A 14,226-nucleotide genomic window follows, 5' to 3' on the forward strand; every position below is an offset into this window, starting at 1 on the left:
AAGGCCGACTCACACGCGGTCGTGACCGCGCGATGCCCAGATCAGGTGCACGAGCTCGGCCCGGCTGTGCACACCGGTCTTGGCGAAGATCCGCTTGATGTGCTGCTTGACCGTGTTCTGGCTGACGAACGCGATGTCGGCGATCTCCTTGGTCGTCATGCCCTTGCTGACGTACTCGGCGATCTCCTGCTCACGAGGGGAGAGCACCTCCCACGCGGGGAGCGCGCAGTCCTCCTCGTCGGGCGCCTCGAAGACGACGGCGATGATGGCGTCGTAGGTCGGCGCGATCGAGCACTTGATGATGAGGCGCTCCCCCGAGGCGTCGTCGCGCACGTTCGCCGTGAGTGCGCGCCGCCCTTCCGCGACGAAGTCGGCGACGACCGAGTCGATGAGCCCGTGCGCCGACTCCGGGAACCGGACCTCCAGGTTGCGCGAGGCGAACACGCGCTCACCGCTCGTGGCGTCGGCGACGACGACCATCTGGGAGAGGTGATCGAGCGCTCCGCCGAGAAGTGCGGCCCGGTCGCCGGCCTGCTCGAAGCGCCGCGCCCGTTCGAGCGCGAGGCTGAGGTGCTCGCTGACGAACCTGGCGGTCGTGAGGTCGACCAGCGTGAACGGTTCGGCGTCGGTCGCGCGGGCGAAGTTCACGGTTCCGGCGACCTCGCCGGCAATGAGGATCGGTGCCTCGAGGGAGTGCGCCAGGTTCTCCCGCAGCAGCACGGCACGGGCGCCGGACTCGAGCCATCTCTGTTCGCGCACGACGTTCGTCGAGTCCGCGGGCAGCACGTTGTCGGTGACGGCGTCGAGAACGGGATCGTCGTTGCGACCCTCGGCCTCGTACGCGGCCATGAACTCGTCGCTGAGGTTGGAGGCGAAGAGCGCAGGCACGCCGGGACTGGCGAACCGGTACATCCCGATCCCGTCCGCGGGGATGATGAGACTGACCGCCTCGTGATACGCACGACGGACCTCGTCCACGCTCACGGCGCTCTGGATCGCACGTACGTACTCGAACCGGCTCTCGAGCTGCCTGTTCTCACCTGTGACCATCAGTCCGTCCACCCCTTCGTCAGACCCCCTCGCCGGTCACCGGCTGCCTCGTCCTCGCGTCGCCGTCGACGCCTGGTGGTACCGCCCGCCGGGCGGCACCGGGTGATCGTGCCCGATGCCGCCCCGGTCGCGCATCGGCCGATCAGATCCGGTCGGCCATCCAGTCCGTCAGCCGGGACGCCGCAACCGCGAGGTGGTCGTAGTTGCAGTGCAGCGAGCCCGCGCCGTCGTAGATGTCGAAGGTGACGTCCTCGACGGTCAGTGCGTCGACGAACTTCTTCGCGCCCTCGATGTCCATGATGATGTCCTTCGTCCCGTGCATGACGTAGACCGGGACGTCGATCTTCTCGGCCACGCCGTCGAGCGTGAACTTCGCCAGCTTCTCGCGCGCCTCGGCATCGTCCTTCGAACCCGAGAGCCACTGCAGCTGCTCGTGGAGCGGGGGGTAGTACTCGTAGAAGTCCGTGAGGATGCTCCACGTGCCGCACCAGGCCGCCACGGCCTTGACCCGCGGCTCGAACGCGGCGGCGCGCGGCGCGTAGTAGCCGCCGAAGCTCACCCCGGCCAGACCGATGCGGTCCTTGTCGACGTCGTCCCGCTGCTCGAGGAAGTCGAGGATCGCCGCGACCGGGACCTCGTAGTCAGGTCGGCTGTAGAGCTCCTTGAAGCGCAGCGACGAGCCGCGGCCCGGGGTGTCGACCATGACGACGTTCATCCCGCGGGCGGGGAACTCCGTCCCGCCGAGGAAGTACAGCTCCTCGGCCCACGAATCGGCACCACCGAGGAAGAGCACGGTGGGACGCTTGGCACCCGAGTTGTCGGGACGCACGATGTAGCCGTCCATGGTGATGCCCTCGAAGGGCACGTGGATGCGCTCGATGAGTCCGTCGGTGAGCTCGGCGGCACGCTGGAAGTTCTTGGTCCCCTCCGTGTAGGCCTCGGTACGCCGCGGGTCGGACGAGTTGAGGAAGAACTCGCTGTGGCGCCAGTAGCTCATCGAACGGAAGAGTGCGCGCCGGCCGGTGGCGATGTGCCCCTCGGCGATGGCCTTCTCCCCCGCCGCCGCGGTGGCCTTGGCGGTGTTGCTCCACTCCTGCTGCCACAGCTCGGGGTCGGTCGAGTCGCCGATGCGCGCGGCGGTGCGGGCGCACTCGAACAGGTCGGATCCGCCTACCGCGACCTGTGCAAGCAGACGCATGGTCTGCAGGGACCAGTCCTCGTCCTGCGGGAACAGCTCGATGACGGACAGGGAGTCGTCCTGGGTCGGCGTCTCGGTCATAACTTCTCCTTGGGTGGTGTCGGACTGCTTGGTCAGGTTCGGTCGATCAGCGCACGGCCGAGATCGCGGCGGGTGCGATCTCCTGCCACGGCACCTGGTCGCGGATGGCCGTGCGGTACTTGACGAGCTGGCGGGGTGCGTTGACCGCCACGGCGCCACGGATGACGCCGTCCCGCCCGTACAGGGCGGTCAGGCGCGTGTCGGTCGCGTCCTCGACGACGACGTCGGTGGCAGCGATACCGGTCCCGACGAAGCGCATCTTGGCGGTGAACTGGTCGGACCAGAAGTAGGGGACGCTGCTGTACGCCTCGCTGGTACCGAGCAGCGTGTGCGCGGCGTGCCGGCCCTGCTCCACGGCGTTGGTCCAGTGCTCGACACGCATCTCCTCGTCGAAGAGCGGGTTGTACCAGCGGGCGATGTCACCGGCTGCGACCACACCGGGGACACCGGTCGACAGGTCGGCACCGGTGAGCACGCCGTTGGCGACACTCAGACCAGAGCCCTCGAGCCACTCGACGTTCGGTGTAGCCCCGATCCCGCCCACGACGATGTCCGCATCGAGCACGTCGCCCGTGCTGAGCTCAGCACGCACGCCGCCCCTGGTCGCCTCGAACCGCTCGACCGAGCACGTGCACACGATGTCGATGCCGTTGCGCGTATGAAGGTCGCGGAACCACGCACCGACCTCGTCCCCCAGCGCGCGGGCCAGCGGTGCTCGACCGACCTCGATGACGGACACGTCGACGCCCATCTGGCGGGCGGTCGCAGCGATCTCAAGGCCGATGAAACCGGCACCGACGAGCAGGAGGCGCTTGCCCGGACGCAGCTTCTCACGCAGCTCCGCCGCATCACCGATGTCGCGCACGACGTGTGCGTCCGGCAGCCCGGAGACGACGGGCAGCCGGCGGGCCCGCGACCCGGTCGCGAGCACGAGGCCCTCGTAGGGCACCTCGGTTCCGTCGGCGAGGTGGACGACGGTGTTCGTGACGTCGAGGCCGGCCGCCGCGGCCCCGAGCCGCACGTCGATCGCGTGGTCCTCGTACCACTGCGGCGAGCGCAGGTAGAGCTTCTCGACGTCGACGCCGCTCGAGAGTGCTTCCTTCGACAGCGGCGGGCGGTCGTAGGGCAGGTGCTGCTCCGCCGAGATGATGGTGATCTCTCCGTCGAAGTCGCGCTCGCGCAGGGCTTCGGCGGCGTGCACGGCGGCGAGCGACCCACCGACGACGACGACCCGTCTCATCTCAGTCTTCCTCGAGCGCGATGGCGCGCGCCGGGCAGCCACGCACCGCGTTCTCCGCGAGTGCACGATCGCTGTCCGGGACGTCCTCCTTGAGGAGGATCGCCTTCTCCGCCTCGTCGTCGAAGTCGAAGTAGCCCGGTCCCTCGATCAGGCAGTTGGCATAGCCCTGGCAGAGGTCGAGGTCGAGCGTGAGCTTGAGTGCCATGAGTAGTCGTCTCCTTCGTGATCCGGGCGGGTGCCCGGCGGTGCTCAGTGGCCGGAGGACGCCAGGTGCGCGAGCGCCGGCGTCGGCGTGACGGAACGAGCGGATGCGGGTGTGTTGCGGGAGCGCAGGGCGCGCACCTCTCCCCCGGTGACGACGGCGGCGATGCCGGGGATGTCACCGGTGGCCAGGGCGCCGTGCGCGTCTCCGGCGAGCGAGCCCCAGGGGGCGTCCATCAGGACGAGGTCGGCCGTACGGCCCACCTGGAGGAAGCCGGCCGGCAGGTCCCACGTGCGGGCGTTGTTGCCTGAGGCGGCGGCCCACAGCACGGCGGGATCGACGTCGGTCCACGAGGACAGCTCGGCGACCGTCTTGATGACACCGAGCGGCATGACGCCGGTCCCGGTGGGCGTGTCGGAACCGATGACGATCCGGGCCAGCATGCCCTTCGCGGCGGCCCGCTCGAGGATGCGCACCGAGGAGCGGAAGTTGCCGGCCTGGACCAGCTGGAGAGCCATGTCGGTCTCGTCCATGATCCGGTCGACCCCCGCGGGGTCCAGCGCGGTCGGCCCACCGTTGATGTGGCCGCAGATGTCCGGGGACAGGGCGAGCAGGTGGTCCGGGGTGATCGGCTGGCTCCCCGGGATCGACGCACCACCGGAGTGGCACATGACGCGGATGCCGTGCTGCTGCGCCCAGCGCACCTGGTCGGCGCCGTCGGCGGGGTCCTCGTAGAGGCCGAACCCGAACTTGGCGAGGTTGACCCCGGCCTCCTGCAGGTCGGCGAAGTCCTGCTCGGTGAGCGTGGGCTCGAGGACGACGGCGCCGGCGTGCACGGTCATGCCGCCGGGGCTGAAGTTCCGGAAGGTCGAGCGCGCCGCGATGGCGAGCGCCTTGACGCCGATCGCGTCGTGCGGTCGGCCCGGCGCGTGGATCTCGCCCGGCGACACCACGGACGTGATGCCGCCGTGGACGTAGCTGGCGAGGAAGTCGACCGTCTTCTGCCGTGGCGTGTAGTCGCCGAGCACGACGTGGCAGTGCGAGTCGATGAGGCCGGGGGCGAGCGTCATCCCGTCGGCGTCGAGGACCTGGTCGGCGGACTCGACCTCTGCGGCGAGCGACGCACGGGTCCCGAGGGCCGTGATCGTGCCGTCGGTGGCGATCAGCGTGTCGATCCCGTCGAGGACCGGAGAGTCGATGTCCCCGGAGAAGACGGCTCCCGCGCCGACGACAGCCAGGCTGGTCACGCCGTCGCCCCCTTCTCCTTCGCCTCGGCGAGCGACATGCCGCCGACGCGGGCGTTGATCCGGCCACGGTTGGTGACGGCGCCGATGATGAGCAGCTCGTCGGGACGGGGCGCGTCCGGGACGCGGACCTCGGTCGCGTCGTAGTGGCTGCGCACCCAGACGTCGTCCTTGAAGGCGGTCGGCACGTCGATCGTGTCGCCGGCCAGCCCGACCTTGGTCACCGAGGTGATCCACGCCTTCCCGCCGCCGATGGCGTCGCGGAACGCGTTGCCGTAGACGGAGGTCAGTGCCGCGTTCACGTGCTCCTGCTCGCCGTTGATGCCGGCGATCCCCGCCTTGCCGTAGCTCTCGACCGGCGCGCCGAGGAGTTTCGCCGCCTCGGTCCCCAGTAGCGTGCCGAGCTCGGCGGAGGCGTCGATGATCGGCTGGAGGTCCTCGATGAAGCCCTTCCCGGCGTAGGGGTTGGCCACGACGGCGGCGACGACGACCTTGCGCAGCGGCTCACCGTCGTCGGTCGCGCCGGCAGCGGTGTAGGTCACGTCGACCTGTGAGAAGAGCTTGCGGATCTCGAGCACGTGGTCCTCCGGTGGAGTAGTGGTGGCGGTGCGGGCGATCGGCCCGGCGACGGTGGATCGGACGATGGTCGGAACGCCGTCGCTACGCTGGTACGGCTCCTGTGATGCGTTCGATGCTAGGTCGGCGACGAGAAGCGGCCCATTACCCAGCCGGGTCAATTCGGCCCGTTCCGCACCGCCGGATCACCCGCTCAGGACCCGGTGCGGCCGGAACCGGCGGTGCCCGCGGCGCGCTCGCGCAGGTCCTTCTTGACGACCTTGCCGGACGCGTTCCGCGGCAGACGATCGAGCACCTCGTACGTTCTCGGCACCTTGTAGGCGGCAAGCCTGTCCCGCAGGTAATCCTTGAGCTGCTCACCGTCGACGCTCCCGCCGTCGACGAGCACGACGTACGCGTGCCCGACCTCCCCCCAGCGTTCGTCGGGAACGCCGACGACGGCGCAGTCGGCAACGGCGGGATGGCGGAACAGAGCATCCTCCACCTCGGCCGGGTAGATGTTCTCGCCGCCCGAGATGATCATGTTCTTCAGCCTGTCGACGATGTAGACGAACCCTTCCTCGTCCTGGATCGCCACGTCGCCGGATCGCAGCCAGCCGTCGGCGTCGACCGTCTCGGCGGAGGCTTCCGGCATCTCCCAGTACCCCCGCATGACGTTGGGACCGGAGAGGATGACCTCGCCCTTCTCGCCCTGACGTACGTCGTTGCCGAGCGGATCGACGATGCGGAGGTCGCTGAAGAAGCAGGGCGTCCCCGCGGAGCCGACCTTCTCGAGCGCCCGGTCCGCACGCAGGAAGGTCGCGTTGGGCGAGGACTCGGTCATCCCGTACCCCTGGAGGAAGGTCAGGCCCCTGTCGGCGTAGGTCTCGATGAGCGCGCGCGGCAGGGGCGCCGATCCGCACGGGAGCGTGCGCAACGACGAGAAGTCGGCGCCCGCCCAGCGGTGAGACTGCGCGAGAACCTGGAACATCGTCGGCACGCCGAGGAACATCGTCACTCGGTGGCGCTCGATGAGGTCGACGGCGAGATCGACCTCCCACGAGCGCATCATCACGGTGGTACCGCCCTTGAGGACGGTGGTGAGGAAGCAGTTGTTCATCCCCGCGGTGTGGAACAACGGGGCGACGAGCAGGCTGATCTCATCGGTACGGATGTCGATGTCGATCATCATGTTGATCGAGTTCCACGTGATGTTGCCGTGCGTCATCATCACGCCCTTGGGGTGTCCGGTGGTCCCCGATGTGTACTGGATCATGGCGACGTCCTCGAGCGTGACGGGTTCGTCGATCGGGGTCTCGGCACCTCCCGCGAGGACCTCCTCGAACTGCTCTGCACCATCGACCGGCAGGTCCCCGACGGCGATCCGGTGCTCGATCGGCAGGTCGTCGTCGAGGGCGGCAACGGTCTCGCGCAGGTCGCCGTCGTGGATGATTACCTGGGCCCGCGAGTCGGACAGGACGTAGGAGTGCTCGGAGGGGGCCAGGCGGACGTTGAGCGGGACGATGACGGCCCCGAGCATCGTCACCGCGAAGAACGTCTCGGCGAGCGCCGGGTGGTTCGGACCGAGGTAGGCGACACGGTCTCCGTGGCGGACACCCCTGGCACGCAACGCATGAGCGAGCCGCACGCTGCGCCGGTGGAGCTCGCGGTAGCTGAGCTCGGCACCCTCGAAGAGGATGGCGGTCTTGTCCGGGGTGGCTCGAACCTGGCGGGCGGGCCACGAGCCCACTCCTGCGTCGCGCATGGTGCTGCCCTCTCGTTGCTAGCTCTCGGACTGGATCCGCAGGAGCTGCACGAGCAGCTCCTCGCGGCGTCGGCGGACTGCTTCCGCACCGTCCGCCACGACGGCGGCGGCTTCCTCCTCGACACGGGCGCGCAGCTCGTCGTCGAGTGTCGGCGTGGTCTGGTCGGCCCAGATGGCCTCCATGGTCGGACCCATGCGGTCGTGGATGTCGGCCAGTCCCCCCTCGCCGCCGGAGAGATGCAGGTTGACGAACGGGCCGTACTGGGCCCAGCGAAGGCCGGGTCCGGCACTGATCGCCGTGTCGACGTCGGCCACCGAGACGGCACCGGTGGCGACCAGCGAGTAGGCCTCGCGCCACAGGGCACCCTGGAGGCGGTTGGCGACGTGGCCGACCAGCTCGGCCCGCACGTGGATGGGCCGCTTGCCCAGCGCGGTGTAGGCATCGAGCGCACGCCGCACGTCGGCGGTGCTCGACGCCTCTCCTCCCACGACCTCGACGAGAGGCACGATGTGCGGCGGGTCGAACGGGTGCCCGACCACGACGCGCCCCGGGCGGTGGTCGCAGTGCGCCTGCAGGTCCGTCGGCCGCAGTGCGGAGGAGCTCGAGGCGATGACCACCTCGGCTGCCGCAGCTGCGTCGGCGTGACTCAGCACCTCCTGCTTGAGGTCGAGATGCTCCGGCAGGTTCTCCTGGACGAGCATGACGCCGTCGACGGCCTCGGTGAGGTCGCCGACCACGGAGAGCGTGCCCCGATCTCGGTCGGGCGCGAGCCGGCAGGCCGCGTCCCAGCGCTTCCCGACCCCGGCCCTCAGCCGCTCCTCGGCATCGTCTGCGACGTCGTACGCCAGGACGTCGTACCCGCGGGCCAGGAAGTGCGTGGTCCAGCTCGCGCCGATGAACCCCGTCCCGACGACGCCGACGGAACCGGCACTCACGCGTCCTCCTCGCCGCCACCCGCGGGGCGCACCCGCTCGGACCGACCGGACAGGAAGTCGCCCAGCCTCGACCGAGCCTCGGTGTCCTGCTGCGCGACGGCCACCATGAGCGACTCGGTCACCAGCGCCGCCTCCTGGCCGGCGTCGTGCATCCGCGGCAACATCTGGGTGAGCGCGAAGTTCGTCATCCGCGCGTTGCCGGCGATCCGCTCAGCGATCTTGATGGCCTTCTCGGTCGCCTGCCCCTCGCCGACGAGGTACTGGACGATGCCGGCCCGTTCCCCCTCCTCCGCAGTGAGAACGCGGCCGGTGAGCATCATGTCCGTCATCAGGGCTGTGCCCATGAGCCGCGGAAGACGGGCTGTTCCTCCGCCACCGACGTAGATCCCCCGGGCCCCTTCGGGGAGAGCGAAGTAGGTCGACGTGTCGGCCACCCGGACGTGCGTGGCTGCGGCGACCTCGAAGCCCCCACCGATGACGGCGCCGTGCAGCGCACTGACGACAGGCACCGCCCCGAACTGCACCTGGTCCATCAACCGGTGCCAACGCCTCGAGTGGGTCAGTGCCCCGACGGCGTCGGTCTCATGGAGCTCGTTGAGATCGAGACCAGCACTGAAGTGCGGACCGTTGGCCGCGAGGACGACGCACCCGATGTCGTCCGGCGCACCTCCCACCGCGTCGGCGATCGCCGAGGCAGTGGTCTGGTCGAGCGCGTTGCGCTTGGCGGGTCGGTCGATCGTCAGGACGAGCACGCGTCCGTGCTGCTCCCGGTGCAGAGTCTCGGCCATGGCGTCGTACCTCCTCAGGTCTCAGCTGACGGAGAACAGGATGATCTCGGGGAACACGAAGAAGAGCGCGATCATCAGCCCGAAGGGGATGAGGAAGGGGAACGTCCCACGGAAGACGGTGACGACGTCCAGCGTCTTGTCGAGCCCAGCCGTGATGAACACGTTGACGCCCACCGGTGGTGTGATCGCCCCGATCGTGGTCACCAGCGTGAGGACGATCGTCACCCACACGATGTCGTATCCCAGGCCGGTCATCACTGGGAACAGCAGCGGGATGCTGATGACGAGGAAACCGAGGGCGTCCATGAGGGCACCGCCGAGCAGGTAGATGCCGATGACGATGATGGCGACCACCGTCGGGGCGACGGGGAGGGCCGAGACCCACTCTGCGAGCTCGAACGGCACACGGCTCAGGGCGAGGAAGCGACCGAACACGATGGCGCTGGCGACCAGCAGGATGACCATCGCCGAGATGCGGAGCGTCTCGATCACGCACTGCCAGAACAGCTTGAGCGACATCGTGCGCGTGACCAGGCTGATGACGATCGCACCGAAAGCACCGACGGCTGCGGCCTCGGTCGGAGTGAAGAAGCCGGCGAACATTCCGACGATCGCGACGGTGAACAGGATGCCCACCTCGATGGCGCCGCCGAGGGACCGGAAGCGCTCGCCCCACGTCGCCCTGGGGCCGGCCGGGCCCATCTCCGGCTTGAGCGCCGCGATCACGAAGACGGTGATGAGCAGCGCGAGCCCCGTCAGCAACCCCGGCAGCAGCGTGGCTCCGAACAGGGTGGTGATGGACTGCTCGGACTGCACCGCGATGATGATGAGCGCGGTCGACGGTGGGATGACGATGCCGAGCGTGCCGCCGACGGCAACTGCCGCCCCGGCGAGCCGCGGGTCGTAGTCGTACTTCTTCATCTCCGGCAGCGCGACGGAGCCCATCGTCGCGGTCGCCGCAGAGTTCGACCCGGACACGGCGGAGAACGCGATGCTCGCGAGCACCGTCGTCGCAGCGACTCCCCCCTTGAAGTGGCCGACCCACTTGTACGCCGCATCGAACAGCTTCGAGCTCATCCCGGTCCGGAAGATGATCTGCCCCATGAGGATGAAGAGGGGGACCACGGCCATCGTGTAGGACGAGAACTGCCGGTACAGATCCGAGGCAAGGAGCTGGAGCGCCGCGTCCTGGCCGCTGAGCGTCACGGAACCGAAGAATCCGACGGCGAGCATGGCGAAGGCGACCGGGAGCCTGAGGAAGAGGATCCCGAGCAGGATGACGATGCCGAGAACGGCGATGACCGTGGGACTCACGAGTGGTCTCCTTGGGGAGGTACGGGGTGGGACGCGGGACCTGGCCCGCGGTTCACCAGATGTCCAGCTCGGGGCTGCGGTCGCGCCAGGCGCGAACGACGCGCCCGAGGTCGCCGAGCAGCGCGAGGACGAGCCCGCCGAAGCCGACGACGAGGATCCAGACGATCGCGCCGATCGGGAGCTTGAGGAAGTCGGTCGACGCGCCCGAGGCGGTCATGTTCGAGGAGTAGATGGTCAGGGCGAGCACGACCTGGACCATCAGCGCGATCGAGGCAACCGTCACGATCGCTCCGACGACGAGCTGCACCTTCTTGGGCAGCCGCACGGTGACGATGTCGATGGCGACGTGGGCCTTGTAGACCTGGGCCTCGCCCAGGGCCAGTGCACCGACGATGATCGAGCACAACGAGACGAGCTCGAACGTTCCCGCGAGCGGCTGGCCGAAGAGTCGGAGCACGTAGTTGCCGATGATGACGGCAAGCATCGCGACCACCCCGAGGCCGGCGCCCCAGGCGAGGACACGACTGACCCGCTCGGTGAGGAGGACGAAGGCGTTCATCGCGGTCAGCCCTCTCCGTGCTCGGCCGCGTGCTCGTCGGCCAGCTCGCGCATACGGTCGAGGACCTCCTGGGCGTCGAAGTCCGCGCCCTCGTTGGCTGCCACCCAGTCGTCGGCCAGCCCGCTCATGATCTCGTCCCACTCGGCGGCCTCGGCCTCGTCCACGTCGACGAACTCGACGCCGTGCTCCTCCTCGGCGAACGTCAGCGACTCGGCGACGTTGTCCCCGTCGTGAAGCTCGGACGCAAAGACGCTCATCTCCTCGCGCAGCTCGAGGATGGTGTCCTGGACGTCCTGAGGCAGGGCGTCGAAAGCCTCACGGTCCATGACGGCGACGAAGCTGTTGGACACGCCGAACGGGTAGTCGGTGACGTAGCTGACCATCTCAGCGAGCGAGAAGTCGCGCATGACCTCGCGCGAGGAGATGTACCCGTCGACCACACCGGTCTGCAGGTTCTCGGCGACGTCGGCCATCGACAGCCCGACCGGGTTGGCCCCGAACGCCTCGAGGGTGGGCACGGCCGCACCGGAGCTGCGCAGGCTCACCCCTTCGAAGTCGGCCGCGGTGGTGATCGGGTTCTCGGACTGGATGTAGGCCGGCTCCGTGGTGAAGGCGGTGATGATGACGTAGTCCTCGAACTCCGCGGGCTCGTACTCGAGAAGGAGATCGAGGAAGGTCGCGCTGGCGACCTGGGCGTTCTCCATGCCGATCGGCTGGTTGATGACCGAGGAGAATGCGAACCGTTCCGTGTCGTAGGCGGGAGAGTCCAGCCCGACGTCGACGACGCCCTGACTGACGCCGTCGTAGATGTCTCCGGCGCTGAGGAGGGTGCCACCGGGGAAGGTCTCGACAATGACCTGACCGTCGGTGCGCTCGTTCATCTGGGTCGCCCACTCCTCCATCTGGATCGAGGGGAACGACGCGGCGGGGGCGAAGAAGGCGTACGACAGCGTGATCGCCTCGTCCTCGCCGCCTGCGGCATCGCCGCCCCCGCCGCTACCGGTGCAGGCGGCGAGGACCAGAGCGGTGGCGCTGACGGCAAGGGTGGCGCTCAGGGTCTTGCGCTTCATGATGTGCTCCTTCGGGACGTCGAGGGACGTGACGGATGGTGGGAGGTCGAACTACTGCTGCGCGCTGTGCTCGGCCACGAGCTCGAGCGCTCGGTCGAGGACCGCCTGGGCGTCGAAGTCGGCACCCGCGTGGGCCTCGACCCATTCCTGCTGCACCTGGCTCGTGATCTCGTCGAAGGCGGCCGCGTCCTCCTCGGTGGGTTCGATGAACTGCACGTCGTACTCGGTCTCGGCGTGCTCGATCGCGCCGGCGACGCTCTCGTCGTCCTGGTAGGCGGCCGCGAACTGGGACATCTCGGCGCTGAGCTCGTCGATGACCGCCTGGTCCTGATCGGACAGCGCGTCGAAGTCCTCCTGATCCATGACGGCGACGAAGGTGCCGGCCAGGCCGAAGGGGTACTCGATGACGGTCGAGATCGACTCGGCGAGCCCGAAGTCACGGAGCACGTCTCGCGAGGAGATGTAACCGTCGACGACGTTGGTCTGGAGCGCCTCGGCGACCTCCGGGATGGGCATACCGACCGGGACGTAGCCCAGTGCCTCGGCGAGCGGGACCGTCGCCCCGGACACCCGCATCTCGGCGCCGGCCATGTCGGTGTACGACTCGATGGTCGACACGGACTGGATGAAGGACGGCTCGGCGGTGAAGGCGGTGACGACGTGGTAGCCGTCGAACTCGGTCGGCTCGAACTCCTCGATCAGGTCGTAGTAGACGGCGCTGCCGACCCGACCGTCGGGGATCCCGAGCGGGACGGTGAGGACGGAGCTGAGCGGGAAGCGCGAGGCGTCGTTGTGCGGGGAGTCGAGCCCCACGTCGACGACGCCCTCGGTGACACCGTCGTAGATGTCACCGGCGCCGAGCAGCGTGCCGCCCGGGAACGTCTCGACCTCGACACGGCCCTCGGTCCGCTCCTCGACGAGGGTGGCCCACTCCTCCATCTGCTGGCCCGCGTGCGAGCCCGCCGGACCGAAGAAGGCGTACTGGAGGGTGGTGACCCCTCCCTCGCCACCGGACCCCTCGTTCCCGCCGCCGCTACCGGTGCAGGCGCCAAGAGCTCCGGAGCCGAGCATGGCTACGGCGATCACTGTCGTTCGACGGCGAACGTTCATGCGGTGCTCCTCAGGTGGACAGCCCCGACCTCGTTGTGGGGTGCAGTTGAAGGTAGTTCGGTAAGCCAGTGGCGAATGTGCCCCGACCGGGTACTTTCTCTCGTCAAAGGTCCAACGGGACATGATTGGCCGGCACGGGCGGAGTCATCAGTCCGTGCCGAGCTCGAGACCGAGCAGCCGCGCGGCATTGCGCCGCACGATCTTGTCGAAGACGTCCTCGGGCAGTTCGTACGCCGCAAACTCGTCGAACCACCGGTCCGGGGTGATCGCCGGGTAGTCCGAGCCGAACAGGACCTTGTCCTGAAGCTGTGTGCGGGCGTACCGGACGAGCTGCGGGGGGAAGTACTTCGGCGCCCAGCCCGAGAGGTCGATGTAGACGTTGGGCTTGTGGAGGGCGACCGCGATCGCCTCGTCCTGCCACGGGAAGGAGGGGTGTGCGATGACGATGTCAAGATCCGGGTGGTCGACCGCGACGTCGTCGAGTCTCATGGGGTCGGAGTACTTCAGCCGGATCCCTCCCCCGCCCCGCTGACCACGGCCCACCGCGGTCTGCCCCGAGTGGACGATGATCGGTACGCCGAGCTCGGTGATTGTCTCGTACAGCGGGTAGAACTGGCGATCGTCGGGGTAGAAGCCCTGCTGGCTCGGGTGCAGCTTGACACCGCGGCAGCCGAGCTCACGCACGTGCCGCTCGACATCCCGCAGAGCCTCGACCCCTCGGTGCGGGTCGACCGAGGTGAACGGTATGACGACGTCGTCCAGACCGTGCTCCACCACGGCGAGCGCGATCTCCTCCGCAGACACTCCGGGGGGCTGCCCGGAACGGGTGCGGTCGTCGACGGTGAAGGCGACGAGGGCGAGGTTGCGCTGCCGGTAGTACTCGGCCATCTCCAGGAGGTCGAGGAACCTCCCGCCTCGGAAGGTCGCAGCGATCGCCTCCTCCGCGGGGTTGAGCCGGGTGTCCTCCTGCCCGATCGATCGCATGACGTGCGTGTGGATGTCGATGCCACGGACGTCTCGTCGAATGGTCACGGTGAGTTGCTCCTCGTCGTCGCGGGTGGGAGGTGCCGGTGCGTCGACCGCATGGGGTGCGGCCGGCTCCGTCGGCACCGGA

The 14,226-nt window shown here is 68.7% G+C and carries 14 protein-coding genes; all 14 read right to left on the reverse strand.

Translation table 11 applies throughout. The annotated features are described in order from the left end of the window. Positions 1–9 precede the first annotated feature (9 nt). Complete coding sequence (locus AC24FB_RS01520; RefSeq protein WP_425713144.1) at positions 10–1,050, reverse strand: helix-turn-helix transcriptional regulator; 1,041 nt, start codon at positions 1,048–1,050, stop codon at positions 10–12. Positions 1,051–1,192: 142 nt separating this feature from the next. Further along, the gene (locus AC24FB_RS01525) at positions 1,193–2,329 is read right to left on the reverse strand and encodes an alpha/beta hydrolase family protein (RefSeq protein ID WP_425713143.1); all 1,137 of its coding nucleotides are present in this window, start codon (positions 2,327–2,329) and stop codon (positions 1,193–1,195) included. A gap of 46 nt (positions 2,330–2,375) precedes the next feature. Next, on the reverse strand, positions 2,376–3,569 hold the full coding sequence (locus AC24FB_RS01530; protein ID WP_425713142.1) for an NAD(P)/FAD-dependent oxidoreductase: 1,194 nt from the start codon (positions 3,567–3,569) through the stop codon (positions 2,376–2,378). 1 nt (position 3,570) lies between these two features. Further along, positions 3,571–3,774, reverse strand: coding sequence for a ferredoxin (locus AC24FB_RS01535; RefSeq protein ID WP_425713141.1), 204 nt, complete (start codon positions 3,772–3,774; stop codon positions 3,571–3,573). Positions 3,775–3,818: 44 nt separating this feature from the next. After that, a complete protein-coding gene (locus tag AC24FB_RS01540) occupies positions 3,819–5,018 on the reverse strand; it encodes an amidohydrolase family protein (protein ID WP_425713140.1) in 1,200 nt (399 codons plus the stop codon). Further along, complete coding sequence (locus AC24FB_RS01545; protein ID WP_425713139.1) at positions 5,015–5,593, reverse strand: amino acid synthesis family protein; 579 nt, start codon at positions 5,591–5,593, stop codon at positions 5,015–5,017. The genes AC24FB_RS01540 and AC24FB_RS01545 overlap by 4 nt, the downstream gene beginning before the upstream one ends. Before the next feature lie 191 nt (positions 5,594–5,784). Beyond that, a complete protein-coding gene (gene menE, locus AC24FB_RS01550; RefSeq protein ID WP_425713138.1) occupies positions 5,785–7,335 on the reverse strand; it encodes an o-succinylbenzoate--CoA ligase in 1,551 nt (516 codons plus the stop codon). An 18-nt stretch (positions 7,336–7,353) separates the two neighbouring features. Next, a complete protein-coding gene (locus AC24FB_RS01555; protein ID WP_425713137.1) occupies positions 7,354–8,271 on the reverse strand; it encodes a 3-hydroxyacyl-CoA dehydrogenase NAD-binding domain-containing protein in 918 nt (305 codons plus the stop codon). Then, positions 8,268–9,059, reverse strand: a complete 792-nt coding sequence (locus AC24FB_RS01560; RefSeq protein ID WP_425713136.1) for a crotonase/enoyl-CoA hydratase family protein — start codon at positions 9,057–9,059, stop codon at positions 8,268–8,270. Before AC24FB_RS01560 ends, AC24FB_RS01555 begins: the two co-directional genes overlap by 4 nt. A gap of 21 nt (positions 9,060–9,080) precedes the next feature. Then, positions 9,081–10,373, reverse strand: coding sequence for a TRAP transporter large permease (locus tag AC24FB_RS01565; RefSeq protein ID WP_425713135.1), 1,293 nt, complete (start codon positions 10,371–10,373; stop codon positions 9,081–9,083). Between the two features lie 52 nt (positions 10,374–10,425). Beyond that, positions 10,426–10,932, reverse strand: a complete 507-nt coding sequence (locus tag AC24FB_RS01570) for a TRAP transporter small permease (protein WP_425713134.1) — start codon at positions 10,930–10,932, stop codon at positions 10,426–10,428. A 5-nt stretch (positions 10,933–10,937) separates the two neighbouring features. Then, the gene (locus tag AC24FB_RS01575) at positions 10,938–12,002 is read right to left on the reverse strand and encodes a TRAP transporter substrate-binding protein (protein ID WP_425713133.1); all 1,065 of its coding nucleotides are present in this window, start codon (positions 12,000–12,002) and stop codon (positions 10,938–10,940) included. A gap of 51 nt (positions 12,003–12,053) precedes the next feature. Next, positions 12,054–13,112: a TRAP transporter substrate-binding protein gene (locus AC24FB_RS01580; protein ID WP_425713132.1), complete on the reverse strand. Its 1,059-nt coding sequence runs from the start codon at positions 13,110–13,112 to the stop codon at positions 12,054–12,056. Positions 13,113–13,259: 147 nt separating this feature from the next. After that, a complete protein-coding gene (locus tag AC24FB_RS01585) occupies positions 13,260–14,144 on the reverse strand; it encodes an amidohydrolase family protein (RefSeq protein ID WP_425713131.1) in 885 nt (294 codons plus the stop codon). Positions 14,145–14,226: the final 82 nt, after the last annotated feature.

The organism is Georgenia sp. Z1344, assembly GCF_057652375.1.